This window comes from Amphritea sp., assembly GCF_048266285.1.
Classification (GTDB): Bacteria; Pseudomonadota; Gammaproteobacteria; order Pseudomonadales; family Balneatricaceae; genus Amphritea.
This window is the reverse complement of the sequence record NZ_JBLWZV010000012.1, coordinates 51252-78141: the sequence shown is the minus strand read 5'-3', so window position 1 is coordinate 78141 and position 26890 is coordinate 51252. Positions and strand designations below refer to the sequence as shown.

Annotated in this window: 28 protein-coding genes; 1 reads left to right on the top strand and 27 read right to left on the bottom strand. The window is 49.9% G+C overall.

The features are described from left to right. Positions 1-161: 161 nt before the first annotated feature. The 25 genes from ACN0T0_RS13540 to pcaF form a co-directional block, all read right to left on the bottom strand. Positions 162-1571 (bottom strand): aldehyde dehydrogenase family protein, encoded by a 1410-nt coding sequence (locus tag ACN0T0_RS13540; RefSeq protein WP_417226929.1) that lies wholly within the window; start codon positions 1569-1571, stop codon positions 162-164. Positions 1572-1646: 75 nt separating this feature from the next. Further along, positions 1647-2927, bottom strand: a complete 1281-nt coding sequence (locus ACN0T0_RS13535) for an alginate export family protein (protein WP_417226927.1) — start codon at positions 2925-2927, stop codon at positions 1647-1649. Between the two features lie 603 nt (positions 2928-3530). Next, the gene (locus ACN0T0_RS13530; protein ID WP_417226925.1) at positions 3531-4763 is read right to left on the bottom strand and encodes a multidrug effflux MFS transporter; all 1233 of its coding nucleotides are present in this window, start codon (positions 4761-4763) and stop codon (positions 3531-3533) included. 80 nt (positions 4764-4843) lie between these two features. Further along, on the bottom strand, positions 4844-5773 hold the full coding sequence (locus ACN0T0_RS13525; protein ID WP_417226923.1) for a flavin reductase: 930 nt from the start codon (positions 5771-5773) through the stop codon (positions 4844-4846). A 107-nt stretch (positions 5774-5880) separates the two neighbouring features. Further along, positions 5881-6804 (bottom strand): catechol 2,3-dioxygenase, encoded by a 924-nt coding sequence (locus ACN0T0_RS13520; protein ID WP_417226921.1) that lies wholly within the window; start codon positions 6802-6804, stop codon positions 5881-5883. A 103-nt stretch (positions 6805-6907) separates the two neighbouring features. After that, positions 6908-7396, bottom strand: coding sequence for a universal stress protein (locus tag ACN0T0_RS13515; protein WP_417226919.1), 489 nt, complete (start codon positions 7394-7396; stop codon positions 6908-6910). Between the two features lie 73 nt (positions 7397-7469). Continuing rightward, positions 7470-8786, bottom strand: coding sequence for a TRAP transporter large permease (locus ACN0T0_RS13510; RefSeq protein WP_417226917.1), 1317 nt, complete (start codon positions 8784-8786; stop codon positions 7470-7472). A 3-nt stretch (positions 8787-8789) separates the two neighbouring features. After that, positions 8790-9341: a TRAP transporter small permease gene (locus ACN0T0_RS13505; protein ID WP_417226915.1), complete on the bottom strand. Its 552-nt coding sequence runs from the start codon at positions 9339-9341 to the stop codon at positions 8790-8792. 11 nt (positions 9342-9352) lie between these two features. Next, on the bottom strand, positions 9353-10369 hold the full coding sequence (locus ACN0T0_RS13500) for a TRAP transporter substrate-binding protein (RefSeq protein ID WP_417226913.1): 1017 nt from the start codon (positions 10367-10369) through the stop codon (positions 9353-9355). Between the two features lie 245 nt (positions 10370-10614). Further along, a complete protein-coding gene (locus ACN0T0_RS13495; RefSeq protein WP_417226911.1) occupies positions 10615-11571 on the bottom strand; it encodes a PDR/VanB family oxidoreductase in 957 nt (318 codons plus the stop codon). Between the two features lie 81 nt (positions 11572-11652). Next, positions 11653-12414, bottom strand: coding sequence for an SDR family NAD(P)-dependent oxidoreductase (locus tag ACN0T0_RS13490; RefSeq protein ID WP_417226909.1), 762 nt, complete (start codon positions 12412-12414; stop codon positions 11653-11655). Between the two features lie 10 nt (positions 12415-12424). Next, entirely contained in the window at positions 12425-12904 is a 480-nt protein-coding gene (locus ACN0T0_RS13485; protein WP_417226907.1) for an aromatic-ring-hydroxylating dioxygenase subunit beta, read from the bottom strand. Positions 12905-12930: 26 nt separating this feature from the next. Beyond that, positions 12931-14208, bottom strand: coding sequence for an aromatic ring-hydroxylating oxygenase subunit alpha (locus tag ACN0T0_RS13480; RefSeq protein WP_417226906.1), 1278 nt, complete (start codon positions 14206-14208; stop codon positions 12931-12933). Positions 14209-14262: 54 nt separating this feature from the next. Continuing rightward, positions 14263-14784, bottom strand: coding sequence for a nuclear transport factor 2 family protein (locus ACN0T0_RS13475; RefSeq protein ID WP_417226904.1), 522 nt, complete (start codon positions 14782-14784; stop codon positions 14263-14265). A 21-nt stretch (positions 14785-14805) separates the two neighbouring features. Continuing rightward, a complete protein-coding gene (locus tag ACN0T0_RS13470; protein WP_417226902.1) occupies positions 14806-15165 on the bottom strand; it encodes an IacB protein in 360 nt (119 codons plus the stop codon). 48 nt (positions 15166-15213) lie between these two features. Beyond that, complete coding sequence (locus ACN0T0_RS13465) at positions 15214-16362, bottom strand: acyl-CoA dehydrogenase family protein (RefSeq protein ID WP_417226900.1); 1149 nt, start codon at positions 16360-16362, stop codon at positions 15214-15216. 3 nt (positions 16363-16365) lie between these two features. Next, the gene (locus tag ACN0T0_RS13460; protein WP_417226899.1) at positions 16366-17499 is read right to left on the bottom strand and encodes an amidase; all 1134 of its coding nucleotides are present in this window, start codon (positions 17497-17499) and stop codon (positions 16366-16368) included. 380 nt (positions 17500-17879) lie between these two features. Further along, positions 17880-18359 (bottom strand): MarR family winged helix-turn-helix transcriptional regulator, encoded by a 480-nt coding sequence (locus ACN0T0_RS13455; RefSeq protein WP_417226897.1) that lies wholly within the window; start codon positions 18357-18359, stop codon positions 17880-17882. Between the two features lie 438 nt (positions 18360-18797). Next, entirely contained in the window at positions 18798-19895 is a 1098-nt protein-coding gene (gene paaE / locus ACN0T0_RS13450) for a 1,2-phenylacetyl-CoA epoxidase subunit PaaE (RefSeq protein ID WP_417226895.1), read from the bottom strand. Positions 19896-19931: 36 nt separating this feature from the next. Next, positions 19932-20471: a 1,2-phenylacetyl-CoA epoxidase subunit PaaD gene (paaD, locus tag ACN0T0_RS13445; protein WP_417226893.1), complete on the bottom strand. Its 540-nt coding sequence runs from the start codon at positions 20469-20471 to the stop codon at positions 19932-19934. Between the two features lie 5 nt (positions 20472-20476). Further along, entirely contained in the window at positions 20477-21241 is a 765-nt protein-coding gene (paaC, locus tag ACN0T0_RS13440; protein ID WP_417226891.1) for a 1,2-phenylacetyl-CoA epoxidase subunit PaaC, read from the bottom strand. Between the two features lie 15 nt (positions 21242-21256). Continuing rightward, positions 21257-21550, bottom strand: a complete 294-nt coding sequence (gene paaB, locus ACN0T0_RS13435; RefSeq protein WP_417226889.1) for a 1,2-phenylacetyl-CoA epoxidase subunit PaaB — start codon at positions 21548-21550, stop codon at positions 21257-21259. A gap of 12 nt (positions 21551-21562) precedes the next feature. After that, complete coding sequence (paaA, locus tag ACN0T0_RS13430; protein ID WP_417226887.1) at positions 21563-22507, bottom strand: 1,2-phenylacetyl-CoA epoxidase subunit PaaA; 945 nt, start codon at positions 22505-22507, stop codon at positions 21563-21565. A gap of 85 nt (positions 22508-22592) precedes the next feature. Next, the gene (gene paaK, locus ACN0T0_RS13425) at positions 22593-23903 is read right to left on the bottom strand and encodes a phenylacetate--CoA ligase PaaK (RefSeq protein WP_417226885.1); all 1311 of its coding nucleotides are present in this window, start codon (positions 23901-23903) and stop codon (positions 22593-22595) included. A gap of 96 nt (positions 23904-23999) precedes the next feature. Further along, a complete protein-coding gene (gene pcaF / locus ACN0T0_RS13420; RefSeq protein WP_417226883.1) occupies positions 24000-25208 on the bottom strand; it encodes a 3-oxoadipyl-CoA thiolase in 1209 nt (402 codons plus the stop codon). A gap of 420 nt (positions 25209-25628) precedes the next feature. Between pcaF and ACN0T0_RS13415 the strand changes: the two genes are divergently transcribed. Further along, complete coding sequence (locus ACN0T0_RS13415) at positions 25629-26105, top strand: cyclic nucleotide-binding domain-containing protein (protein ID WP_417226881.1); 477 nt, start codon at positions 25629-25631, stop codon at positions 26103-26105. Positions 26106-26116: 11 nt separating this feature from the next. Here ACN0T0_RS13415 and ACN0T0_RS13410 read toward each other — a convergent pair whose 3' ends face one another. Both ACN0T0_RS13410 and ACN0T0_RS13405 read right to left on the bottom strand, forming a co-directional pair. Then, a complete protein-coding gene (locus ACN0T0_RS13410; protein WP_417226879.1) occupies positions 26117-26551 on the bottom strand; it encodes a M15 family metallopeptidase in 435 nt (144 codons plus the stop codon). 42 nt (positions 26552-26593) lie between these two features. Further along, positions 26594-26806, bottom strand: a complete 213-nt coding sequence (locus ACN0T0_RS13405; RefSeq protein WP_417226877.1) for a hypothetical protein — start codon at positions 26804-26806, stop codon at positions 26594-26596. Positions 26807-26890 lie beyond the last annotated feature (84 nt).

Here is a 26890-nt window from a genome sequence, read left to right as displayed (position 1 = left end):
TTAAACGAAAAAAGCCCCTCAATGAGGGGCAAAACGGTAAAACAAAAGGAGATCACCGGATAACCCTCCGGCAGGGTAGAAAAGACAAGCCTGCAGGAATACAGGCTCACATGGCTGTCATCTATCGAGTGACAGCCATGATGAGAGGCATAAATCAGCCCCTATTTATTGATATTAAGCACCTGAATTGAGGTATATTCCAGCAGACCTTCTTGGCCAAATTCAACACCAAAGCCAGACATCTTACAGCCACCAAAGGGAGCATAAGGCAGCAACTCGGAATGACCATTGACCCACGCGGTGCCACACTCAAGTCGGGCTGCAACCAGCGCTGCTTTGGCCGTATCCGAAGACCATACCGACCCCCCTAAGCCCTCATCAGAGGCGTTGGCTCGCTTAATCGCATCATCAACATCGCTATAACGGATCACCGGTAAGACCGGGCCAAACTGCTCTTCATCCACCAAACGACAACCATCGGTTACATCAGCAACAATGGTCGGTGGATAGAAGTAACCAGCACCTTCGATCGGTGCACCACCACACAGAATCCGCGCGCCATTAGCCCGTGCATCTTCGACCAAATCATTCACTAAGCTAAACTGCTTACGGTTTTGAATAGGGCCAAAAGTAACGCCCTCGTCCAAACCATTACCTACGGTTTGCTTCGCTGCTTCATCGGCCAGCTTCTCGCACATCTCTTCGTAGATAGAATCATGTACATAGAGACGTTTTAGCGCCGCACAGGTCTGCCCCATATTAAGGAATGAGGTCTGGAAAACCGCTTCCGCAATCGCCGACGGATCAGCATCGGGCAACACAATACCCGCATCGTTACCGCCCAGTTCCAGCGTCAGACGCTTAAGGTTTCCAGCGGCGCCACGCATAATATTTTGACCGGTCGGGGTCGATCCCGTAAAGACGATTTTGCTAATCCCTGGATGACCAGACATACCACTACCAATACCGGATTCACCGGTAACAACATTCACCAGCCCTGCCGGTGCGACTTCATTGATAATCTCAACCAGACGAATCGTGTTGAACGGCGTCAAACCGGACGGTTTAGATACCACCGTATTACCCGAACGGATCGCTGGCATAATATGCCAAACAGCAATCATCAGCGGCCAGTTCCAAGGCGTGATCGAACCCACAACGCCCAATGGCTTACGGTGCACTTCAACCCGTTTAGCCTCGCCATCTTCGAGCACTTCAACCGGCATCTCTAACTCAGCGGTAGCCCGAGTCCAAGCAACGGCTCCGCCCACTTCCATCTGTGCCAAAAACAGCGGTTTACCCTGCTCTTCAACAACAATACGTGCCAACTCATCGGCATTCGCTTCAATTCGATCAGCAATGCTATGTAACAACGCCTTGCGTTCTTCAGTGCTGGAATACTGCCAAGTCTCAAAACAGGCCTGTGCTGCAGCAATCGCATCGTCGAGCTGTGCCAAACTCGCTTCAGGGCAGTGTGCAACCACATCTTCCGTGGCGGGATTTAAAACCTCAAATTGGCCAGCAGCGCCGGCCACTTTCTGACCATTAATAATTAACGAGTAGTGTTTCATTCTCATATTCCTTTGTTACCGAAATGCCGTTGCCCTAACCGAGGGCAACGGCTCATTTATAATTATGCTGTGCAATCAGAACGGTACGATCGCAATAACCTGTGCGTAAAAGTTATCCGACTGAGTATTCTGAGTTTGGTTGCTATTATCCGGTGAATAAACACCAATTAACGGGCTAATAATCAGGTGCTCGTTAACCACCCACTCCGCGTAAAGATCCACTTCTTGGCCTTCCGAGTTAGCACCAAAGGTCGATGAATCACTGAAATCAAAATACAGTGCACCGATCGATAACATCTCGGTTGGAGAGGCTTTCAGAGCGACATGCTGAATCGTCGCAGATGAACCGAATGGTCCAGCATAGTTAGCGGCGACTTCACCTTGGAACCAAGTGCCGTAGCCACGGTTGAAACCATAAAACAGTGAATCAAAACCTTCATCATATTTGGTATAACGGTAGGTCACTTGAGGTGACCATGCGACATCAGCAAAGGTCCAACCCGCCTCAGCATACCAAGCATTGGCATCATCGGAGTTATCACCTTGGCTCTGATCAGCATATTCAGCCGACAGGAACAGGTTCTCAACACCGGCGTTACCCTGATAACGCACACTCATGGTTTTTTGGCCATCACGGGCGGTATTATTCACCGCGTCCAGACCTTTGATATAAGTACCACCAAAGGTACCTAACTCAGTAATATACTCAATATTGGCCCCGGCTAGCTCCATTTCGGCCTGTCCGGTGTTATCAGAATGTAGATAGAACAGATCCCCCCGCAGGCCATCATCTCCGCCAATACGGGCAATCGCTGTCTGGTCGAATGCCTTACGGGCAGCCAGCCAGTAAGCACCACCACGGTTAGAATCGGGGAACACACCTTCACCAAAATTCAGTGCATCGCCATTAATCAAAAACCCATCACCGATGGAAAAGTTTTGACGACCAAATGAAAGGTCTAGGGTATCGGTACGAAAGCCGATATACGCATCTTCGAGGGCTGTCCGACGTTCACTACCATCGGTATTACCGCCGGCATCACCGTCGCCCCAAGTACCGGACGACACAAAATTAATGCCGCCATAGACGGTCGCGGCTTCGGAGATCGCTTTACTACCGCTGAACCCGGCCTTCAAATAGCCTTCCTGCCAAGTAGAGCCGTTACCCGCTTTACCAAAGTAGTTTTCATCACTGCTGAAGGTACCAAGTACCGCTTCAATATCCAGATTCAGTTCGGCGCCATCTTCGGCATAGAGGTTATAAGCCTGTGCTGGCACGGCCATAGCCGCCGTGACTGCCGCCACTGCTGCAGTCAGCATGTAGCCTGAAAGCTTATGGCTGGTAAATTTTTTCATCGATGTGATCCTCCGCGAAGCCGCGATTTTTTATAATATTGGAGTGCTGCAATCACTGAATAACCCAAGATTGCTACCGATTAGCCGGCTGCGAGATAGGGGAAACCTCGGCCGGTCAAACAGATACATTAAGCACTGAGACCAGACTAACCGTGGCGTGTAAACCAGTTTCCTGAAAAATGTGTAATGTTGTGCAGAAATGTAACGAAATAAAACAAACGGAGAAAACCAGCAAGCTACCTGGCTTTTGTACTGTTAAGCGAAAGAGCCCTTCTCTAAAAAGCGTCTTCGATAGTAATGGCTAAATCAGCGTGCTGTAGAGGATGGCAGGCAAAAATCGGGCTAGAGTGTTCGTTTTCAGCACAAAGCAAACATGAGATCAGACAAACGAAAAGCGCCAGAGGCCCCCTCAGGGCGCTTTTCTATATCGACAACATCAGTGACACAACAACGTAATGACTGAACGAATGGGCCTGTGTTTAAAAACAGGCCGGAACAACTAACCGCTAAAACCGAGTGTTCATGGGCGCGGTGCATCCAGTTAAATAAATATGTACGAGGTAACGAAACCGGTTTCACCGCCCAATGGTGGGGATGGAAACGTCAGAAACTACTCTGTGAACAGTGTGATGCAGAGGCTAATTGCATTGAGTTTGCCTTATGAATGAAAAAGGCTGCTCCACAACCCAACAGTAAAAAGCCTGAGACTAATGGCAGCACCGTATCATTGAAAAGCTGACCAACTATCGTGCCAAAAACAACCGCCAACAGAGTCGAAAGATTACCAATAACCGCAGAGGCAACACCGGCAATTCGGCCAAAAGGTTCCATCGCCATGGCATTTAAATTACCAAACTGCAAACCAACAAAAAACAGTATGCTCCAGAGATAGGTCATCAACAACCATAACGGTGGAACGCCCTGTAATCGCCAAGAGAGTAGCAGCATGATGCACGACAATCCCGCCACCGATAGCGCCGCCGTCAACGCTAACCGCGGTGCTCCCCAACGCATCACTAGACGTGAATTCAAATAGGAAGCCCCCGCAAAACTGACCGTGAGTGTCGCGAATAGCGCTGGGAACATATCACCCATCTGATAAACACCCTGCATCACCGGCTGAACGGAATTGATAAAACCAATAAAGGCACCAAAAATAAACCCCAACGCCAGCACGTAATACACCGCCGCCCGTGCTTGCAAGATTGACTTAAAACTTTTAACCGTCTCACTAATCGAAAACGGCACTCGGTCATGCTCGGCTAATGTCTCTGGCTGTCTTAACCAAAACCACAGCCCAGCTATCACCGCCAGCGCCAACAGAAAGATAAAGATTTCCCGCCACCCGAACAGCCAAAGCACTCCCTGTCCAATTAAGGGCGCAACCACCGGCGATAAAATAAACACCGTCATCACAAGGGACAGCACGTGCGCCATCTCATCGCCTTTATATTGATCTCGAATAATGGCCAAGGTGATCGTTCTTGGGCCCGCCGCTCCCAGACCTTGTAGAAAGCGCCCCACTAACATCATTTCTAAGCTATCGGCCCAGAGCGCAACCAAGGTTCCGCACAAGAAGATCCCAAGACCTAAGTAGATTGATGTTTTCCGTCCTTTAGCATCGGCCAGAAAACCATAAATCAACTGTCCAACCGCCATGCCCGCAAAGATAGTCGAAACAACTAACTGAATATTATTCGATTCACCGACATCTAAATCGGCGGCCATCGGGTCGAGGGCCGGTAAAACCGCATCGATCGATAGCGCAACCATGCACATCAGCAACGCCATCAGACCAATAAACTCGACCGACACCCCTTGTTTAAGCGCTTTCATGCAGCATCCTAGGCTGAAAACAGGGGGCGTCTTAGCTCGCCCCTGCCTCACTATTTATAACTGAATACACTCGGTGAGTGTTAAGCGTGGCTGGCCATAATGACTTTCAAGCCATTTTTTAGCTGTAAGGATTGCTCTTCAGATAGCCCCATAAGCACCTGCGCTTCATGTTGCTTAGCCAGTGCCAGTAGTTCATCGGCCCGCCGCCGCCCCTCGGGTAATAAAGCCAGCGTATTGTCTTGTAGTTGCACCAGCCCTTTATCGACCATCCAGTCAATGGTTTGTAGTAGCGCAACCTCGGGCTGCATTACGATCGGCGCAAGCGCCTCGAGGGTAATTGCTCCTCTATCACGCACCATCGCCAGAATACGCCACTCTTCCGGGTTAACATCGCCTTTGGCTTGTAATAAAGGATATAGATCCGCACTGAAACGGTTATAGGATTCACGCAACATATACAACAGATAGTCGGAGATAAAGGCACCGGATTGATCCGGTTTTTCATAGGTCACGGTTGAGGGATGCTGGCTCGATACCGAATAGCTGCCCCGGGTAAACACCAAGGGTAAATTACTATCCCGGTAGCGGTAATCGATAACTTCACCGACTAAAATCAGATGATCACCACCTTCATAAACAGCCCAGGTTTTACATTCAAACTGGGCCGAATAATCACTCAGCAACGGGCTGTCCCCTACCCCTTGGGTATACTCAACATCTTTAAATTTATCTTCGCCCCGACTGGCAAAACGGTTAGAGGTCTCAACTTGATCTCGGCTGAGTACATTAACGGCAAAGAATTCAGTATTTTCAAAGGTGGCTAAGCTATGCGCCCCTTTATCGATGCTCCACAAAATCAAAGGGGGGTCGATCGACACAGAATTAAAACTGCTGGCGGTTACACCGACCGGCTCACCCTGTTCATCACGGGTTGTTATAACGGTTACCCCGGTGGGGAATTGCGATAGCGCCCGTCGAAAATCACGTATATCTAAATTTTGCATACTCATCTTTATCACCCTTTATATTTGAAACACCAGCATCTATATCGACTGCTTAACACCTAATACCTACATCTATCAGCTTGCACTTCTAAATCACTGTTTACCGGCTACTCTCAGGTTAATACCGTCAGAAACCGTTCATTCAGCACCCGGTCGTGATAGAAAATAGCTTTGCCTAGATCTTCAACCTTCCAAATGACCGGTTGATGATCGGGGTAGTGATAATCGCCGCCACAGAACACTTCATTACGGTTGCCCGAGGGGTCAAAAAAATAGATGGTCTGACCGTGGGTTAAACCATGCCGGGTAGGCCCGATATCGATCGGGGTATCGGTCATCGAGATCAGATCACCGGCTCGCAGGACCGCCTCCCAGCTATCGAGGAAAAAAGAGGCATGGTGGAATTTATTCGGTTCGGGACAGTCGATAAAGGCGACATCATGGGATTTCATCCCCACGGTCATAAAGATACCGACCTTCTGATTTTCAGGATCAACCACTTGCTCGGCTAGTTCAAAACCCAGTACATCGCGAAACAACATATGGGTCTGTTCAATATTTGGACCATATAGCAGACAATGATCAAAACGGGTCGCCTTCATGCCCTTCAGATTGCGAGGCCAAGCTTCAGGGTTAATATTAGATATGCCCCACTTGCCGGTTTTTTGCTTGTCCGCATAGAGCTCAAAGTAATGACCCGTCGGTGCCTGAAAACGAATTCGACGACCGCAGCCAAACAACTCATCAGCGGGAATATGTTCAACCTCACAGCCATAGGCAATTAACTCCCCTTCAAGCTGCTCCAGCACGGCATTATTGAGCACTTTAAAGCCCATAAAATCCATGCCTGCCGTATCGGCCTGCCGAAGCACAACAGAAAACTTATCCACTTCGGTCCAGCCCTTAAGATAGACCCGCCCTTGAGCATCTCGGCCCACCTCAATTAAGCCCAACAGTTCACTATAATGGCTGACCGCTTCAGCCAAATCTAAAACCCGAATCTGCACATGACCCGGCCGCATAATACCTTTTCTCATCGTGACACCTTCTTTCTTATTATTGTCTAAGTGACAGGCAACCCAACCGGTCATCGGTCCATTCGGGGATGCCGTGCCAATGTGTTATTCGCAGACCCCCATATCACTCTTTAATCGGCACAATCAACACGGGGCGATCCGATAGCTGTAATACCGCTTGGGCGGCAGAGCCGAGAAAAAACCGCCCCAATAACGAATGAGTTCGTGTGCGCGAGCCCATCACGATCAGATCAGCCTGCAGCTCATCGGCCACCTTAATGATGGTCTCAGCGGCGGGCCCTTCTTCTAGGCGCGTGATAGGTTGCTGTTGCAGCGGCTTATCCATGAGCTCCTCAAGACAAAACGTCTCGATACGATCAGTCATCAAGGCTTTCAGTTTATCGATACCCTCGGCACGCATTTCCGCCAACCCGGGGGAGCTCAGATAGCCTTCGACCAGTGTTTTGGTCGCCGCATTTGCCGGCTCGACCACATGTAAGAAGATTAATTGAGCATTATGTTTAGCAGCTTCATTAACCGCCATATAGAACGCTTGCTTAGAACTTTCACCTAGATCCGAGGCATATAGCACCCGATTAATATCCTGAATCATCATTACCGCCTTTTCAGTCGCGGATGCGGCCTGCAGTGCAACGCACCACAGACACGCGACCCATCAAATTGTGCTAGCCAACCATGCCAGGCAATAGCAGTGAGATCGCCGGGATCGTTGCAATCAGCACCAGTCGAATAATATCGGCAATCCAAAAGGGCGTGACGCCTTTGAATATAGTGGCGAGCCTGACATCCGGTAACACCGATTTGAGCACGAACACATTTAAGCCCACCGGCGGCGTAATCAAACTGATCTCGGTGACCACAACCACCAAAATACCGAACCAGATCAGATCGAATCCCAATGCTTGAACCAGTGGAAAAAAGACTGGCACCGTCAACAGAATCATCGACATACTCTCGAGCACACAGCCTAGTAACACATAGATAGCAATGATCGCCATAATCACCCAGATCGGGCTGAGGTTCATTTCCAGCACCATATCGCGCAGCGAATCAGGCAATCCGGCGAGGTTGATAAAGTTAGAAAACAGCACCGCACCAATCACCAAGAAGAACAGCATCGCGGTAGTTCTCACCGTACCAACGAGGGTTTCAACCAGACTTTTAAAGGTCAGACGACCACGCAGCAAAGCGATAAAAAAAGCCCCCGATGCGCCGATACCCGCCGCTTCGGTTGGCGTGAACACACCGCTATAGATGCCCCCCATCACCACCACAAACAGCAAGCAGATCGTCCAAACGTTTTTAAACGCGACTAGTCGCTCAGTCCAGCTGGATCGCTCCCCTGCAGGGCCTTTTTCCGGCTTCAGTTTCACGGTGACGGTCACCGCCGCCATATACAGAATGATGCCGAGTAAACCCGGCAACAGTCCGGCGATAAACAGCAAGCCGATATCGGTTTCCGTGATAATGCCGTACACCACCAGAATCACACTGGGTGGAATCAGAATGCCCAGTGTGCCTCCGGCAGCAATCGAACCGGTGGCCAATTCATCGGAGTAGTTGTATTTGCGCATCGATGGCATCGCCACCTTTGACATGGTTGCCGCTGTAGCCATAGAGCTACCACAGACCGCCGAGAATGCACCACATGAGACAACCGTAGCCAAGGCCAAACCGCCTTTGAAATGCCCAAGAAACGCATTGGAGGCACGATACAGCTGCGAGGATAGTCCCGCCTCCGTGATGAAATTACCCATCAGGATAAACAGCGGCACCACCGAAAGGCTATACGATAAGCCGGTTTCAAAGGACACCTGCGAGATCATATTTAACGCCGCATTCCAGCCCCGTGGATTACCAAACTCCACCTGCTGCACATAGGCAAAGCCGCACACCCCGACCAGCGCCATCGCGAAGCCCAATGGCACACGGGCGAAGATGATAAGCAACAAAACGGCAAAGCCGATCAGACTAATCTCCATAAATCACTCCACCTCGGGGGTTGGTTTATCAGCATGACGGGGAAACAGTTTTTTACCCCGTTTAAACAGCAGCATCAGCAGCAACGCCCAGGTTGAAAGCGAACAACACACCGCCATCAGAAACACCAACCCCGCGTAGGGGATTTCTAACATCGCAGTGGTGTCTTGATATTCATAGGTGCGAATCGCCAACTTCCACATCATCCAGGACATCACACCAAAGACGATGACATTTACCAAGCACACCGCTATATCCTGCACCGGCTTGAGAAAAGCCGGCACCGTGGAGTCCATGAGATCAACGTCCACATGAGAACCTTTGGCCGTGACCATCGGCAAACCGAGAAAGATCAGCGCGGCCAACAAAAGTTCAGTCAATTCAAAGCCGCCGGGTAACGGCGCAGCAAACAGATCCCGGCCAATGACGTCCACCAATGTGACCGCCATCATTAAAAACATCGCCAACGCGGCGGTGTAAGCCAGCACCCGCTCGAATAAGAATTCGAGCGGACTGATCCATACCTTTGCCTTAAACACAGCGATAAGGATATTCATAACAGCCTCGCTTACTGAGGATAATCAGCAGTGATCTGACGCAGTTCGGCCAATGCCGCTGCCCCATCAACACCCTTTTTCTTCGCAGCTTTAATCCACTCGGCTTCGAGGGTTGAGGTGCGCTGTTTCACGTCGTTGATAAAAGCAGCGTCTGCCGTCGTGATTTCATTACCGTTGGCTTTCATCGCCGTTAGCGCTTTAGCATCGGCAGCATCCCAAGCGCGACCCGCTAGTTTGGCAAAGGCTTCACCGGAAACACTCATGATGGCAGCCTGATCTGCTGCAGAAACACTCTTGAAGCGATCCCGATTCATCACGAGGAAGAAACTAATGTTATATAAGCCACCGGGGACAACCGTGGTGTGCTTAACAATATCTTGCACTTTAAACGCCGTGACGGATTCCATCGGCAGCAATGTGCCATCGGCCACACCGTGGGACAGCAGTTCATAACTTTTCGACGCGGGCTTCAACAACGGCACGGTATCAAGCGCTCTGGCAACATCATTCACCACACCACCACCCACTCGCAGCTTCATCCCTTTTAGATCGGCCACCGTGGAGACTTTTTTCTGGCTGTTATGAATTTGACCGGGGCCATGGGTAAAGACACTCAGCAGCTGTGTACCTTTGTGTTCATTCGCTTGCGCCAAGTATTTTTGATGTACACGCCAGTAGGCCACCGACAGCGCTTCTGCACTGTTGCCACCAAAGGGAAACTCAACCACTTTAGTTAAAGTAAACCGGCCCGGGGTATAGCCGTGAACGCTATAGGTAATATCCGCCAGACCATCACGGGCGATATCATAGTGAATCTTTGGATGTCCCAACCCTTTGGCCAAAATATTGATTTTCACCCGGCCTTCGGTCACCTCTTCAACCTGTTGTGTCCAGGGCACAATCATCTGCGCCACCACTGGATGGGTCGGTGGAAGCCAAGAAGATAACGTCAGTGTTGTATCGGCATTGGCCATACCGGTAGAGGCGAATAACACGCCAGCAGCAACTGTTTTAAGATAATTTTTCATTGTTATAATCTCCGTTTATCGCTTTTTTATCTGTTTTTATGGCAAAGCTTTATTCACTGATACTGCGTTTTTATGCCTCGTTAAGATCATCACCCCTGTCTAGTTGACCTGTTTTTTTTATCGCTATATCGCCGCCTTTAATAATTGAAAATTCAACTTTTTAAAGACAGACTCACCCCGGTTTAATCGCCCTGCATCGGCTGCAGGCCTACCTAATAGCGAAGGCCTGATAAGCGATCCCGCAGTTAGATATCTAACACCAACCGCTTACTTTTCGAGCGAGAACAACACAAAATAATCTGGTCGTTATCGTCACGCTCTTCATCGGTCAAAAACTTATCTTTATGATCCGGTGTGCCTTCCAAAACATCACACAAACAGGTACCACAAACACCCTGTTCACAGGAAACATCAACGGCAATACCGGCGGCGGATAACGCCTCAACAATGGTCTGATCTTCGCCGACCATCACGGTCACACCGCTTTGCTCGGCCACCACTTCAAACGCCGTTCCACTGGTATCAATCTCGGCGTTAAAATATTCAAAGTGGACATTATGTTTGTCATAGCCGACCGTCTCTGCGGTGCCAATCACCCAATCCATAAAGCCAGATGGGCCACAAACATACACATGGGTATCCGCTGCTGCCGGGGCTAATGTTTGCTGAGGATCGAAACGTTGCTCATCCGCTTCATCATCAAAATGCAGCGACACATGGGCATCGAACTCGGCAGCCAGTTCATCGAGAAACGCAGCACTGGCGCGACTACGACAGCAATAGTGCAGTTCAAAGGCTTTACCCGCGGCTCGTAAGCTATAGGCCATGGTTAGCATCGGAGTGATACCGATACCGCCGCCGACCAAGACCGTGCGCGCGGCGCTCAGATCCAGTGGGAAGTGATTACGCGGCGCACTGATTTGCAGTGTTTTACCGACGTTAAAATCATGGTGAATCGCCTGCGAGCCACCACGGGAATTGGGATCGTTAAGAATACCGAGTCGGTACCGGTCACTCATACTCGGATCATTACTCAAAGAATACTGACGCACGATGTCCGGGGTGACATGCACATCAATGTGGGACCCGGCATCAAATCCAGGCAATGCGGTGCCATCTTTAGCCTTAAGTTCAAAGACCGCCACCGCGTCAGCCTGATCTTCACGCTGGCTAATAACAACATCGATTAGTGGTTCACTCATCATCTCACCCTTTAAAAATATATGACTGTCGGGCCGTACCCACGGCCCGTCTTCGACGCCGACCTAATCGGTCATTACGCCTTAGCGCATAAAGATGCCGCCATTAACATCCCAGGCAGCACCGGTAACAAACGAAGCCTCGGGGCTAGCCAAACGGGTCACCGTATCGGCGACAAAATCGGCATTACCCAACGCTTTAACCGGAATCATCTGATCGATAATTTCAGCTAATCGCTCTGGGGGCACCAGCGCCCGTACCGATGGTAGGTCGATAGGTCCCGGAGCAACGGAATTAACCGTGACACCCGCTTCGGCTAACTGACGAGCGAAGATTTTAGTCATGGTCAAAATGGCCCCTTTACTGGACGCATAATGAGCCCCCGATGCGGTGCCACCGTTTTGCCCTGCCAGCGACGCCATATTGACGATGCGACCGTAGCCGTTATCGGCAAAATACTGCCCAAACACCTGGCAACCAAAGAAGGTGCCGCGCATATTCACGCCGACCACTTGATCGAACTCTTCGGCGGTGATTTCCATTACCGGGGTAGTGGGTGTCATCGCCGCATTGTTCACCAGTGCATGCACCTGACCAAAGCGAACCACCGTCGCCTCGAGTGCCGTGCTGAAATCGGCCTTGTTAAGCACATTCAGTTGTAGCGCCATCACCCGCTGCTCACTTGCATCAATCTCTAACGCCGTCGCTTTAACTGCCGCTTCGTTCATATCGGTTAACACCACCCGAAAGCCGGCCTTAAACAGGCTTTGAGCAATCGCTTTACCCAAGCCTTGCGCCGCGCCAGTGACTAACGCCACCTGATCGTTATGCGTTTCCTGATTCATCTAAGCCTCCTTAAAGGATGTAACCAATACTGCTGAGATATGCATCGGAGTTTTGTAAGCGGATAACTTTCTGTTCGATCTTGAATCCGTCCCCCTCCTTTAACAGCGTATAGGTCACATCTGCCGGATAGCTGCTCAGCTTGCCGTAGCGACATTCGCTAAGAAACATGGCGCAACGCACTGTCACCTGCGTATCGCTATCGTCAAGAATGCGAAAACGCGACACACTACGGACGGTTTTATCCGTAGTCTGGGTCGACACCGCTTCACCACTGAGCAAACGGTTCACCCGTAAACGACGCATCTCAGCTTTGTCATAGGCATAATTAAGGCTGTTCGCGAAGTCGGTTTCGTCGGGATCAATCGGCACCACATACATACCGTTCTCGCTCCACAGGGTTAACCACTGTTCATACTCTCTGAAATCGAGCATATCGGCTTCGATACTGATAAAGTCAGTCACCTGATTCAGCAAACTTAAATCTGTCATTGTTATTTCTCCTCAAAGCCGATCAATCAGGCAATCATCATCTTTTTCCACTGCTGATAAGCAGCGCGCATACCGGTTTCAGAGCACACCGCACCAGATACATTGCCATCTGGGCTCGTGGTCAAATTAGCTTGACCCCGATTCAGCAAGATCCACTCATCGGCACCCGCTTGAGAGCCTTTCTGTACCCGCTGCCATGCTTCAGCATCATCCGGTGTACCAAAGCCCATAGGCCCTTGAAAATGTTCATGTAAACGCAGACGAGTTTGGTTAAATGCCGCCGGCGCACCCTCGCCACCGATGGCAACATGGTGAATCTCGGTCTCGGTCACAGAAACCGGTGCCAGTACCCGGAAAAACGCCATCGAACAGGCCACATTAGGGAACAGATTCAGGTTGAAGCCGGAACCACCCACGGCACGTACCATACGGCGCACTTCAAGATCACTATGCCCTTCAGCCGCCAGCTCATCGGCCAACGCCTGAAAACGGCCCGGAATCGGCGCGTCTAGATCCTCTTCAAGATCCACCAGTTCAGGGATCATCACCATCACACTGTGACCATTGCCCAGATCTTCTACATGTCCTTCACCATCGAGGAAGTCGAAGATATCTGCGGTCTGATCATCAACCGAAGAGACAAATGATTTATGCACTATCGGGAAGTGATAAGCATCGGTGGTATTTTCTAACTGAATTTTCCAGTTACCCGGGAAACGGAAACGGTGATCGCCTAACACTTTTAATGGATAGCCACCGCCCTGTTTAACAAACAGGTCGATCCATTTTTTGGCTCCGCCAAGGAACTCTTCCAGCGGTTCAATATCATTTTTGAAGGTAGCAAAAATCAGCCCTTGATAGGTTTCATAACGCAGACTGATCAATGGCAGTTCAGATTTGTCCAACACGCCGTCATACTCTTCCGGCTTCGGAATGGCGCGCAGCGCACCATCGAGGGAGTAGCCCCAGCCGTGATAAGGACACATAAAGCTTTTAGTATTGCCCTTCTTCCCTTCACAGACGGTGGCCGCCCGGTGACGGCAGCGATTCAGCAGGACATGGATCTTCTTCTTGCGATCACGACTAACAATGACCGAATGGCGACCAATCATGGCGGTTTTGTATGAGCCTACGTCTGGCACTTCACTTTCGTGTCCAACCCACACCCAGGTGCTGTTAAAAATCTTATCCAGCTCTTCTTCAAAGATCTCGGGGTTTGAATAAAGAGCACTGTGCACCTTGTCCGGCTTGACCATATTTTGGTAATCCGCCGCTATATTTTTTACATCAATCATTTTGCTCATGGGGCTCCCCACTATTTTTTGTTATTAACGTCATGTACTTAGTTGGCCGGGTATTCAATCAGGCACCGGCAGGTCCGCCGGCTGATCCCAAGGCGTTGACACGGGCCGGTTAAATAAGCTCTCGGTCTGGAAATGGCTAATACGCCACTGCCCGTGATCACAACGAAAGGACACCGTTAGCCGAGCACTACTCAACTGAGATTTGCCGCTACTGAAAGTCGAGGTTTGTAACAACACCCAACTGCCCTGCGCATCACGCTCAGCCACCTCAATCAACTCACTGGTAAGAAAGTGAACATTGGTTTCAAAATGGGCCGGTGGTTGGGTATATTTGGCAAACATCGCCCGAATCGCCTCGGCTCCTTGGTGACAGCCGAAGGTTTTACCGTAACGACCACCACGACCTTCCCAGACGGCATCGTCAGTGAAGAGCACCATCAGATCATCCAGCTCAAAGCCGGCATCGAGTCGATCACAGAGGTACATATACCGGTTCATACAACGGCGAACGGCCTTTTCCGCTTCAAACGCCGCTAGACGTTTAGATAAAGAGGCAACGGTTTCTCGGCTAGCCATGGTGAGTCTCCCAACAGGTGATCAGGCAGGTACAACAAGTTCGCGACCGATACGGGCCTCAACTTTGCAGTATTTCCATAGCTTGTAAGTGCCATCGCCCACCGGCGTCGAACGAAACAGATCACAACCTTTAATCACCGTTTCCAGATCTGGCACATCGGCCATAATATAGGCGGTCCAAGGCGCACTAGTCGAAGGGCCGACTTGCAGACGGTCGTCGTCCATAATGCCCAGTACATTCACCCCCGGCAGATCAGCAATGCCTTTCATCATGCCGCTAAAGGCTTGCCATACATCCCCCATCTCACTTTGCGGCGCATCCATAAAGTTTTGGTTAACGCCAATACAGAAAAGAACTCGGTGCATCGTAGTTTCGCTCATAACAATCTCGCTTAAATTAGTGTTGGTTAATGTAAGGTGTGCCGCGGATCACAGATATCCAGGCAATGGTTTATGATCAAACAGCATCGCCCCGGCATTTTTATAGGTGATCGCCCCCATGAAGGCGTGCTGTGTGCACATCATGGAATCACGCATAATGCGCGACAGTGGGTGGTCGTTATAGGCACCGGTCATACCTGATACCTGATAAGCAATACGAATCGCTTCGGCGCATTCGTGGGTTAAATTGGTGGCGGATAAACGCAGCATGCTGATCTGCTCTGGCGTAGGCACCTCACCGTCAAGAATGCTGGCCCAAGCCTCATCGGTAGCTTGATAGAAAAAGGCCTTGGATGAGCGTACTTTTGCTTCAGCCTTAGCGATCTCCATCTGCACATATTCGCGCTCACCGAGGTTAGGGGCACCGGTAACGGAGCGTCGTCCAGCGGCCATACCGCGCACCACATCAATAGCTTCACGGGCCAGTCCTAATGTCGTTACTGCCAGTACCTGTGCCGCAAACGCCAACGATGGATATTTAAAGAATGGGTCATCTAAATTCGATTTTCCGCCCCGCGTGAAAGTCCATTCTTCCGGCACTATCACGTCATCAACCACCAGATCGTGGGAGCCTGTCCCAACCATGCCGACAACGTTCCAAGTCATATCGATGTTCACTTGTTCTCTTGGCATCACCGCCATACGCGGTAAGGATTCGCCATCATCCGGCAGAATACCCACGCCACAGAGAGAAGCGCCCATACAGCCACTGCCAAACTGCCACCGGCCTTTAACCTTAAAACCACCCTCGACCCGCTGTGCCGGTTGCGGCGGAAAAATACCGCCGGCAAACACGACATCAGGACTATCGGCCCAAACTTTTTCAATGGTCTCAAGGGGAAGGCTGGCTAAATACACCGGGTTCATACCAAAGCTGGCGACCCAGCCTGCCGAGCCATCCGCAGCCGATAGCGCTTCAACCATCTGCAAAAACTCAGTTGGCGATTTCTCATCACCACCAAAACGTTTAGGCACTAGCGCACGGTAGACACCGATCGCCTTAAAACGCTCGATGATGTCTTGTGAGATATATTTTTGTTGCTCAAACTCCTGGCGGCGGCTACGGATATCAGCCAGCAGAGCATCAAATGTTGCTGCTCCACCCCAGGCGTCTTTATTGATGACGTTGGCAGTCATGACTCAAAACTCCACACGGTTATTATTTTGATTAGGCATAAACTCACTCAACAACCGGGCAAGTTCACATAAACGTTCGTCGTCACCTTTACGGCCGACCAACTGCAAACCCACTGGGCGCTGGTCTGACGTTTGTAGGGGAATCGATATCGCCGGGTGGCCCGAAAGATTAAAAGGCCGCACAAACGTCGAAATACTCAGATCGGTTTTACCTGCCTGCGCATCGGCAAGGCTCATCGGAAAAGCAGGAAGCGTGGGCAAGACTAACGCCGTTACCTGCGCTAACGCGGCATCAACCTGTTGACTGAATTGCGTACGGATTGACTCGGCAGCCGCGACCTGCTGATCAGTCGTATGGGCAGCCTGAGCTAAGCGGGCCGCCACATCATCGCCAACCTTGCCGGTGTCGAGTAGATGACCACAGGCATGCCAAGTTTCAGCATTAATCAACACCATGCCGGCCGTAAAGGCATCATTAAAGGCGGCTAACGTCAGCGGTTGTAACTGAAATGGGGTACGTTGTAGGCATGCGGAGATACACGCATCGATCGCCTCATCGGCGACGACCTCGATCACACCGAGGCGAATATCACCTGATAGCGGTGCTGTTTTGAAACCGGGCTCTATCGCTTGCATCGCCGTTATTAACATATCGGCGGAATCAGCGAGCACGCCGACGCAATCAAGGCTGCTTTGTTCAGGCATCACCCCCCGGCGACTCAGCCGACCAAAAGTGGGTTTAAAACCAAACACACCGCAGCAGGCTGCCGGTACACGAATAGAGCCACCGGTATCGGTGCCGATAGAGAAATCGGCCTCAGCGGCGGCGACAGCCACTGCTGAACCACTAGAGGAACCACCTGGAATAAGATCGGGATAACGAAAGTTAACGGGGGTGCCACCCCACTGATTGAGGCCCGTCATGCCGTACGCTAATTCATGCAGCGTCGTTTTACCGACAATCTGACAGCCGGACTGTAACAGCATCGCGACCACATCAGCATGCTGACTCGCAGGTAGTGCATGCTCTAACGCTCGGCTGCCACAGCGCGTTGGCAACCCTTCAATATCGATGCTGTCCTTTACGGCAACCCGTAAACCATCACCTAGTGACACCCGTTGAGAGAAAATTGGCATAGTCCGGTCACTCTTATCATTCTTATTATTGGCCGCTGATCGCTTAACCCAACGCCCTTGTCATGGACTAATAATTCTACTTAAAGGTTGAATTGTCAACTAAATTTACTTGAATATTCAACCTTTAACATGCATCTTAAATGAATAAAAAGGACTCTAACCCAATAAAACAAAAAACATAATTAATTTAAAATCAATGACTTAAATGAAGACAAAAGTGATTAGCAGATTCAGCTGGGAGATTTTTTATAGACGTGTAAATATCAATTTATAAAACAAAAATTCAGATTTAACTCTATGAAAAATATAAGAAATCGAAATAGCATTAAAAAAATGGCCAGAACAGCCAAAAAATTATCGCGAGGGGCGGCGAATAGAGATCAATCCTCCGATAAGTTAACAAATAATCGTTTGAGCAGCTCATTCGTTTTTTTAATCTGAGGCTCAGAAAAGCCTTTAAAGGCCCGAGAAAAAACTTTCTTCGTGGTGGTTTGAAGCACTGCATCCACCTTCTCATGCCCCTCTTCAGTGAGGGAAACAATCGCCACCCGGCCATCACTCTCGCTGGCATTCACCTCAACCAGTCCAGCATCACGCATCCGATAGACGATTTTGGTAATCGTCGGCAGTTTGCCGATCGCATGTATCGCCAGTTCAGAAATGCTCGATGGACCGTTAAATTGCAGTATCGCTGCCACCCGCCAGCGGGCGATATCCATGCCCATCGGTTTGAGGGTCTTTTCCATCTCTACCGAATACAGTGCGTTGACCCGCGCTACCCAATAAAAGGGAAATTCGTGAATATCAAAACATTCACTGGCTGGATTATATTTTTCTAACTTTTTAGACTGAGTCGCCATAACACCCCCTGAACATCTCTGCCTCATGCACGAGATACCCAATCCTAATTTCGGCGCAACCATAACAAATAAACGTCAGACAAACGAGTACAGCCGCCCGCAAAACGGTGAATTAGTGGCATTTATGCGCGGATAAATGCGGTAAATCAATAGTGATTAAGCTTACAACGGCGCCAACGCCATGCCTAGCCGTCTAAACGCACCTCCAGCATATCGTAGTAAATACAACGATTAAGAGAACCTAACAGGCAACGTTTTCGATAAGGCCAGAAAAAGGGATTCAATGACCCCTATTGGCAAGTGATTAAGCGATAGTTATTGGATAACAAAAAGCCACCTAACCGTGCCCTTTGTAAACACAAAGAAGACGTTTAGGTGGCTTTTAAGTCTATTCGCATCTACCTAGGTTGGCAGAGCGATGCGGTTAGCGGTTAGCGGTTAGCGCTGATCGAAATCGACCACCACAGTATCGGTGATTGGGTGTGCCTGACAGCTAAGGATATAACCCGCTTCGATTTCATGCTTTTCTAAACCATGAGAAATATCCATATCGACCTCGCCTTCAACCAGCTTACATTTACAGGTTGAGCAAACCCCCGCTTTACAGGAGTAAGGAAGATCCATGCCATTGTGCATACCGGCATCTAGGATATTTTCACCCACGGTCGCCAAATCGAACATCACCGCCCGTCCATCAGCCCGCACGGTCACTTTAGAGGTTTTCTCTTCACCAAACTGTTCTTTACGTTTAGCCGCTTTTTCCAGCATCTCTTTCGAGTCAGCGGATGAGTTAGCAAACAGTTCGTAATGGATCTGTTCATCGCTTAGGCCTTCCAACCGGAAGCCCCGTGAGATTTCCGACATCATCGCTTCAGGACCACAGATAAAGGCGTCATCTACATTTTTGATATCGATCAGACCCGCTTTTTGCAGTGCATAGCCTTTAGCATTATCGATGCGACCATTGAGCAGATCCGCGCCCTGATCTTCATAATCCATGATATTGATCCAATGGAAGCGATCCATAAAACGGTTTTTAACGAAGTTCAGTTCCTCTTTAAACATCACCGAGTTGCTGCGACGGTTACCGTAGATCAGAGTCACTTTGGAACCCGGCTCGGTATCAAGAATCGACTTCATGATGGAGATCATCGGCGTAATACCCGAGCCGACGGCCAAGCACATATAGTTTTTGCTGTTAGCCGGGTTCAGTTCGGTATAGAAACTGCCCTGAGGCGGCATCACATCCACCGACATACCCGGTTTAAAAACATCATTGGCGTAGTTTGAGAAGCGCCCGTTCTTAACTCGTTTGATGCCGACCCGCATATGGCCATCATGAATACCGGAGCAGATCGAATAGGAACGACGTACTTCTTCACCATCAATGGTCGCTCGCAGGGTCAGAAACTGCCCCTGTATAAAGCGGAACTTATCGGTTAGGTCGGCCGGAACCGCGAAGGTTACGCAGATCGCTGTATCCGTTTCGGGCTGTACATCGGCGACTTTCAGCGTGTAAAAATTGGTGTCAGACATGCTTCACCTATTGTTTTTATCAGAGCTGATACGAGATCAGATCTTTTTGAAATAATCGAACGGTTCACCGCAATCGTCACACTGAAACAGTGCTTTACAGGCGGTTGAACCAAACTCACTGACTCTGCGGGTATTGCGTGATCCGCAGTGGGGACAGGCGGCGTGCGCATCGGGCGTCAGGCCATCCGCATCCAGCTCCGCATCTTCCGGCGGGGCGATACCATATTGGCGCAACTTGATGCGTCCCTCGGGTGACATCCACTCGGAACTCCACGCCGGCGACAGTGACATTTTCACCGTCACATCGGCGTAGCCATGTTCGTTCAGACACTGAACAACATCGGTGCTGATATTATCCATTGCCGGGCAACCGGAGTACGTCGGTGTAATGATGATCACAATTTGATCACCATTACGTTGGATATCCCGCAATATGCCCAGATCCCAGATGCTTAACGCCGGCACCTCGGGGTCTTTAACCGCATCCAGAAGATCCCAGAGCACTTTAACGTCATCAGCATTACGCTGTTGCAGACGCTGGTAGTGCTCTTCAGCCATCAGAGAGATTTCATTCATAGCCCTTACCACTTACAGCCGGGGTGAGAACGGTGCACAATCTGCATTTCAGTCAGCATGTGACCTAGATTTTCGGTATGATAACCAATACGACCACCACGCACGGCCCAACTATCTTCAGGCACGCTCAAGGTCGCGTTAGTGATAATCTCAGTCACCATCGCCAGCCAATCATCCCGCAAAACCGACACATCGACACCGATACCGGCATCTGCCAACAGTTGTTCAGTTTCATCCATATCGAACAGTTCATGGGTGTAACCCCATAGCTGATCGAGGGCTTTCTGAGCCCGTTGATGACTCTCTTCAGTGCCATCACCAAGACGTAGCACCCAGTCACGGCTGCGACGCAGATGGTATTTGGTTTCTTTAATCGCTTTGGCGGCGATCGCCGCTAACCGTTCATCTTTAGATTGCAGTAGCTGTGGCAACATCAGGGTGTAATACACATCAGCAAACAGCTGACGGATCTGCGAATAGGCAAAATCCCCTTTCGGCAGTTCCAACAATAGCAGGTTGTGATATTCACGATCATTGCGCATATAGGCGAAATCGTCTTCGTCACGGCCATCATCAGCCAACTCGGCGGCATAGGTATAAAGCATCCGGGCACGGCCAATATAATCGAGGGCCACGTTACCGTAGGCGATATCCTCTTCGAGGAAAGGCCCATAGCTCACCCATTCAGAAATCCGGTGGCCAAGTACTACCGCGTCATCGCCCAGACGGGTCGTGTATTCCAGCAGTGCATTTTTCATTTGATCACTCATGCAGGCTCTCCCCAATTACATGTTGTTGACGGGGTCAGGCAAAACATAATACGTTGCATGACGATAAGGTTTGTCATCGCTCGGATCATAGAAGCAATCTGCATCGTCTTCCTGAGAAGCGCAAATATCATTGGATTTAACAACCCAGATACTGACACCTTCACTACGGCGGGTGTAACAGTCGCGGGCATATTCCAGCGCTTGTTCATGATCTTCGGCATGTAGGCTGCCGATATGCTTGTGGTCCAAGCCACGCTTGGAACGCACAAATACCTCAAACAGTTCCAGCTTTTCAGTTGTCGTTGTCATCTCAGTTACCCCTTATGCCGCGTTCTGTGCTTTTTGGGCACGTTTCTTTTCGTTATAGGCGGTGATCGCATCACGTACCCACTCACCTTCTTCATGAGCCGCTACATGGTGTTCAATACGTTGACGGTTACAGTGACCGTTACCGTTGATAACACTCCAGAACTCATCCCAGTTCAGATCACTGCTATCGTAGTGACCCCGCTCTTCATTCCATTTAATCGCTTTGTCTGGATGTTCCAGACCCAGCACTTCAATCTGCTGCACCGTTTGATCGATGAACTTTTGTCGCAGATCATCGTTGGTTTCACGTTTGATTTTCCATTCCATCGATTTCTGCGAATGCGCGGACTCCGAATCGTGTGGTCCAAACATCATCAAGGCAGGCCAGTAAAAGCGATCGAGGGCATCTTGAGCCATCGCTTTCTGTCCTTCAGAACCTTTCGCCAGCGCTAGCATGGCTTCATAACCTTGACGCTGATGGAAGGATTCCTCTTTACAAATACGAATCATGCCCCGTGAATATGGGCCGTATGAGGTACGCTGCAAAGAAACTTGGTTCACAATCGCCGCACCATCAACCAACCAGCCAATCGCGCCAACATCCGCCCAAGTAAGGGTCGGATAGTTGAAGATTGAAGAGTACTTAGCGGCACCCGTTTGTAGCTGCTCGATCATCTCAGAACGGGAAATACCCAGCGTTTCACAGGCACTGTAAAGATACAGACCGTGACCCGCTTCATCCTGAACTTTGGACAGCAGTACCGCCTTACGACGCAAAGAAGGTGCCCGAGTAATCCAGTTTCCTTCTGGCTGCATGCCAATGATTTCAGAGTGCGCATGCTGTGAGATCTGACGAATCAGGTTCTTACGATAGGCATCCGGCATCCAGTCTTTCGGCTCAATTTTCTCTTCGGCCGAAATCTTACGCATGAAGTTTTCTTCTTGAGGTATTGTCATTTCAATCGTCTCCACTTCGGTTTAAGACCCAAACAGGTCTTTCGCGATGACATGTCGTTGGCGACCCCACAACAGGGCACCCGTGTTATTTTATTTTAGGGCGGTTATCAAAAACCCGCTTGGCCTTACCTTCGGAGCGAGGAATAGCTCCCGGCTGCAAAATATCGATCTTGGTAGAGATACCAACCACCGCTTTAATATGGTGAGCTAGTTCTTTCGCCACTTGATCCTGATGTGCACTCAAGCCGCCCTGGGTTAGCTCGACCTTGATCAGTACGGTGTCGAGGTTGCCCTGCTTCTCAACCACAATTTCATAGTGCGGAGCCAGAGCAGAAATCTTCAAAATCTGTTCTTCGATCTGGGTCGGGAAGACATTCACACCACGGATAATCATCATGTCATCGGAACGGCCGGTAATTTTGTCGATCCGGCGCATTGGACGCGCAGTACCCGGCAATAGGCGGGTCAAATCACGGGTACGATAACGAATAATCGGCAACGCTTCTTTGGTCAGAGAGGTAAACACCAGCTCGCCGTACTCACCGTCTGGTAATACTGCACCGGTATTCGGATCGATAATTTCAGGGTAGAAATGATCTTCCCAGATAGTTGGACCATCTTTGGTTTCGATACATTCTTGTGCCACACCCGGTCCCATCACTTCAGACAGACCATAGATATCCACGGCATCAATACCTAAACGATGTTCGATGTTTTTACGCATCTCATCGGTCCAAGGCTCGGCACCAAAGATGCCACAACGAAGCGCCATCTTATGAGGATCTAATCCTTGGCGCTCCATCTCATCGATAATGTTGAGCATATAAGAAGGGGTCACCATGATGATATCGGGATCAAAATCGTTCATCAGCTGAACCTGTTTCTCCGTCTGGCCACCCGACATCGGAATAACAGTACAACCCAAACGTTCAGCACCATAATGAGCACCCATCCCACCGGTAAACAAACCGTAACCGTAAGAGATATGGACTTTATCGCCGGCATGACCACCCGCCGCACGGATTGAACGCGCCACTACATCAGCCCAGACATTAATATCATTCTGGGTATAACCGACAACGGTTGGTTTACCGGTCGTACCGGATGAGGCATGCACCCGCACAACGTCATCCATTGGCACGGCGAAGGAATCAAACGGATAAGCATCGCGCAGATAAGATTTGGTCGTGAAAGGAAACAGACTCAGATCTTCTAGCTGTTTCAGTTCAAAAGGGTGAACCCCAGCCTCGTCACATAGACGCTTGTAGGCCGGCACATTGTTATAAGCATGGGCGATACTCCACTGCATACGCACGAGTTGCAGGGCACGAAGCTCATCAATACTGGCGGTTTCAATCGGGTCTAAAGCCCGGCGGGGATGCTTCTCATATTTCATAATTTTGTCGTCCTGTATTTCTTATATTTCAGGCATTCAGCACAGGGTAAATAGCAGCTCGGCAAACATTCGGTTCTGCCGAGCTGATGAACAGTCTTACACGCGTTCGATGATCATCGCGATTCCTTGTCCGACGCCAATACACATGGTGCACAGCGCATAACGGCCACCGGTACGGTGCAATTGATACATCGACGTCATCACAAGACGCGCGCCACTGGCTCCCAGAGGATGCCCTAATGAAATAGCACCGCCGTTCGGGTTCACATGCGCGGCATCATCTTCCAAACCTAAATCTCGCATGACCGCTAAGCCTTGAGCCGCAAACGCTTCATTCAGCTCAATGACATCCATCTGATCCAACGTCAGACCGGTTTGTGCCAGTACCTTTTTGGTCGCTGGCGATGGACCAAAACCCATAATCCGTGGCGCGAGACCCGCCGTTGCCATACCGACGACACGAGCTTTTGGGGTCAGGCCGTATTTATCTGCGGCGGCTTTCGAAGCGATCAGCAATGCACAGGCACCATCATTAACGCCAGAAGCGTTACCTGCTGTGACCGAACCTCCGGCGCGAAAAGGCGCCTTCAATTTAGCGAGATCTTGCAAGGTTGTTGATGCGCGAGGATGCTCATCGGTATCAACCACCAATGGTTCACCTTTACGCTGAGGAATAATGACCGGCACAATCTCTTCATCGAAAAGACCTTTTGCCATCGCGGCGGCGGTTTTTTGCTGACTACGCAGCGCAAACAGATCCTGATCTTCGCGAGAGATGTTGAACTCTTCAGCGACGTTTTCAGCAGTCTCCGGCATACTATCGACGCCGTATTGCTCTTTCATCTTTTTGTTGATGAAACGCCAACCGATAGTGGTGTCATACAGTCCATTCGGTGTGCGACTAAAGGCCGCTTCTGCTTTACCCATCACGAACGGTGCCCGTGACATCGACTCACAACCACCTGCAATCATCAATTGAGTTTCGCCGGCTTTAATCGCCCGCGCTGCCATACCAATGGCATCCATACCTGAACCACACAGACGGTTAACCGTGGTGCCTGGCACCTCGGTTGGCATCCCCGCCAGTAGCGCGGACATACGTGCAACATTACGGTTATCTTCACCCGCCTGATTGGCATTTCCGTAGATAACATCATCTACCTGAGACCAGTCCACCTGTGGATTACGATCTATCAATGCCTTCAAAGGCACCGCACCCAGATCGTCAGCCCGAACAGCAGAAAGACCGCCACCGTAACGCCCAAAGGGGGTACGGATAGCATCGCAGATATAGGCATCTGTCATTATTATTTCCTCATTTCTATTTTCCTGAGAACGCACAACATAGCGCCAATCAGTGTGGAAAACTGTGGTGACAATAAAGTCCGTCATTCCCGGATTGAGTTAATATTACACAAATCATCATGATTGACAACTTTTATGTATCACTTTAAGACCAATGGAAATGCCGCCTATATGAAATATATTCATTACTAATCCCACATAAGCCCTTATTTATGAAACTTAATTCAGGTACGTTAAACAAAAAATGTATCAATCAACATCACTTATAAAAGTATAGATGGCGATCAAAATAACGCCTGCTAATATCCAGCATAATTAACAGGCCGCCATCCTGCCTGCGTCATGCGAACCGCAATAAAAAGGCTGACAATAATGGCAAGCCGACTAGACTTAACAGGGTAAGATGTAGAGGAAGCAACAATGGAAAGAATCACCACCCAAACGCTTCTAACAGGCTGCGAATTAAGTCAGCTTGCCAACGCGTCGGTGTTTGGGGCACTGCCGGAAAGCGCAATCCGCTGGTTATTAGATCATGGGGTGATAAGGCGTTTTAATGCCGCAGACGAACTCTTCAGTCCGGCACAGCCAGGCAATAGTTTTCACATTATTCTGCAGGGCTCGGTGGCCTATTATAAATTTCATGACGGTCGCTATGCCTATATCCGCACCTTCAACCCCGGCGAGCAGATCGGTTTTGTTAGCATGATTGCCCTTCATGATCGTGTCGGTCGCGCCGAAGCCTGCGAAGCGGTGATCTCATTAGAGATAGACTCAGACACATTTCATGATTTTCATCTGAGTCAGCCTATGGAGTTCGGTATCTTGATGATGAACCTAGCCCGCGAGATGGCCCGAACATTAAGAAAGACCAACAATATACTGGTGGAACGCTCCTAAAAGCAGCAAACTCAATCTAATGAAGGCTGTATAGCACCAGAGAGTGCACTTTTGTGGCCGGTCAGGTAGGCCCAAAAACGATCACGGTAAGAAAAGAGCCACCACTCTTGCTGATAATTAACCAAGCCGACCGTGCTCATTACGTTGGCAAGCAAGCGTCGGTTAGCCATCGCCTGCTCACTGAGCGTCGAACAATGACTTAAACATAGGTCTGGGTCTGGGTCAGTTTCATTCCAACGATAGATATCCATACCAAAATCGAGCATAGCGCCCTGTTCATCTATTAAGAACAGATCCACCGCTGCACCGCTATTATGGGGTGGCAGCAGCGTTGAGCCATCAGGATAGGTCACCGCTGACACCATTCGGGTAGCGGCAATAAATAATGCGGCGTCATCCAAACTAGGCTGACAATAGCGCAGTCGCGCTAGTTCATGGTCGAACACGCATTTGCTGCACCGTCAGGCTGCGATAACCTTCATACAGTTTCAGCCGGATACCCTCAGAGAGAAATGACTGCGCCGCAACAAGCGAAGATAGGTCCCATGACGGGCAAAGGTATAGTCGCTGAGGGTGGCCAGACACTCCGGAGGTGGGCCATATTCGAGACCTCCCATTCGCCGAATATCCACCAACGGTTCACCACACTCCACAATGGGAACGGCCAATACCTCAGCAGAGGAAGGGGTAAAGCGGGTCATCAGCCTATCCAGACACATGCCGATAATAAATAACTGACTATAACAGGCGCTGACAGAGACTCATGGCTATCGACTGATAGCACA

Excerpts from the sequence above, each read along its gene's own strand:
- ACN0T0_RS13540 (WP_417226929.1), bottom strand. The coding sequence starts at position 1,571 with ATGAAACACTACTCGTTAATTATTAATGGTCAGAAAGTGGCCGGCGCT.
- ACN0T0_RS13535 (WP_417226927.1), bottom strand. The coding sequence starts at position 2,927 with ATGAAAAAATTTACCAGCCATAAGCTTTCAGGCTACATGCTGACTGCA.
- ACN0T0_RS13530 (WP_417226925.1), bottom strand. The coding sequence starts at position 4,763 with ATGAAAGCGCTTAAACAAGGGGTGTCGGTCGAGTTTATTGGTCTGATG.
- ACN0T0_RS13525 (WP_417226923.1), bottom strand. The coding sequence starts at position 5,773 with ATGAGTATGCAAAATTTAGATATACGTGATTTTCGACGGGCGCTATCG.
- ACN0T0_RS13520 (WP_417226921.1), bottom strand. The coding sequence starts at position 6,804 with ATGAGAAAAGGTATTATGCGGCCGGGTCATGTGCAGATTCGGGTTTTA.
- ACN0T0_RS13515 (WP_417226919.1), bottom strand. The coding sequence starts at position 7,396 with ATGATTCAGGATATTAATCGGGTGCTATATGCCTCGGATCTAGGTGAA.
- ACN0T0_RS13510 (WP_417226917.1), bottom strand. The coding sequence starts at position 8,786 with ATGGAGATTAGTCTGATCGGCTTTGCCGTTTTGTTGCTTATCATCTTC.
- ACN0T0_RS13505 (WP_417226915.1), bottom strand. The coding sequence starts at position 9,341 with ATGAATATCCTTATCGCTGTGTTTAAGGCAAAGGTATGGATCAGTCCG.
- ACN0T0_RS13500 (WP_417226913.1), bottom strand. The coding sequence starts at position 10,369 with ATGAAAAATTATCTTAAAACAGTTGCTGCTGGCGTGTTATTCGCCTCT.
- ACN0T0_RS13495 (WP_417226911.1), bottom strand. The coding sequence starts at position 11,571 with ATGAGTGAACCACTAATCGATGTTGTTATTAGCCAGCGTGAAGATCAG.
- ACN0T0_RS13490 (WP_417226909.1), bottom strand. The coding sequence starts at position 12,414 with ATGAATCAGGAAACGCATAACGATCAGGTGGCGTTAGTCACTGGCGCG.
- ACN0T0_RS13485 (WP_417226907.1), bottom strand. The coding sequence starts at position 12,904 with ATGACAGATTTAAGTTTGCTGAATCAGGTGACTGACTTTATCAGTATC.
- ACN0T0_RS13480 (WP_417226906.1), bottom strand. The coding sequence starts at position 14,208 with ATGAGCAAAATGATTGATGTAAAAAATATAGCGGCGGATTACCAAAAT.
- ACN0T0_RS13475 (WP_417226904.1), bottom strand. The coding sequence starts at position 14,784 with ATGGCTAGCCGAGAAACCGTTGCCTCTTTATCTAAACGTCTAGCGGCG.
- ACN0T0_RS13470 (WP_417226902.1), bottom strand. The coding sequence starts at position 15,165 with ATGAGCGAAACTACGATGCACCGAGTTCTTTTCTGTATTGGCGTTAAC.
- ACN0T0_RS13465 (WP_417226900.1), bottom strand. The coding sequence starts at position 16,362 with ATGACTGCCAACGTCATCAATAAAGACGCCTGGGGTGGAGCAGCAACA.
- ACN0T0_RS13460 (WP_417226899.1), bottom strand. The coding sequence starts at position 17,499 with ATGCCAATTTTCTCTCAACGGGTGTCACTAGGTGATGGTTTACGGGTT.
- ACN0T0_RS13455 (WP_417226897.1), bottom strand. The coding sequence starts at position 18,359 with ATGGCGACTCAGTCTAAAAAGTTAGAAAAATATAATCCAGCCAGTGAA.
- paaE (WP_417226895.1), bottom strand. The coding sequence starts at position 19,895 with ATGTCTGACACCAATTTTTACACGCTGAAAGTCGCCGATGTACAGCCC.
- paaD (WP_417226893.1), bottom strand. The coding sequence starts at position 20,471 with ATGAATGAAATCTCTCTGATGGCTGAAGAGCACTACCAGCGTCTGCAA.
- paaC (WP_417226891.1), bottom strand. The coding sequence starts at position 21,241 with ATGAGTGATCAAATGAAAAATGCACTGCTGGAATACACGACCCGTCTG.
- paaB (WP_417226889.1), bottom strand. The coding sequence starts at position 21,550 with ATGACAACGACAACTGAAAAGCTGGAACTGTTTGAGGTATTTGTGCGT.
- paaA (WP_417226887.1), bottom strand. The coding sequence starts at position 22,507 with ATGACAATACCTCAAGAAGAAAACTTCATGCGTAAGATTTCGGCCGAA.
- paaK (WP_417226885.1), bottom strand. The coding sequence starts at position 23,903 with ATGAAATATGAGAAGCATCCCCGCCGGGCTTTAGACCCGATTGAAACC.
- pcaF (WP_417226883.1), bottom strand. The coding sequence starts at position 25,208 with ATGACAGATGCCTATATCTGCGATGCTATCCGTACCCCCTTTGGGCGT.
- ACN0T0_RS13415 (WP_417226881.1), top strand. The coding sequence starts at position 25,629 with ATGGAAAGAATCACCACCCAAACGCTTCTAACAGGCTGCGAATTAAGT.
- ACN0T0_RS13405 (WP_417226877.1), bottom strand. The coding sequence starts at position 26,806 with ATGACCCGCTTTACCCCTTCCTCTGCTGAGGTATTGGCCGTTCCCATT.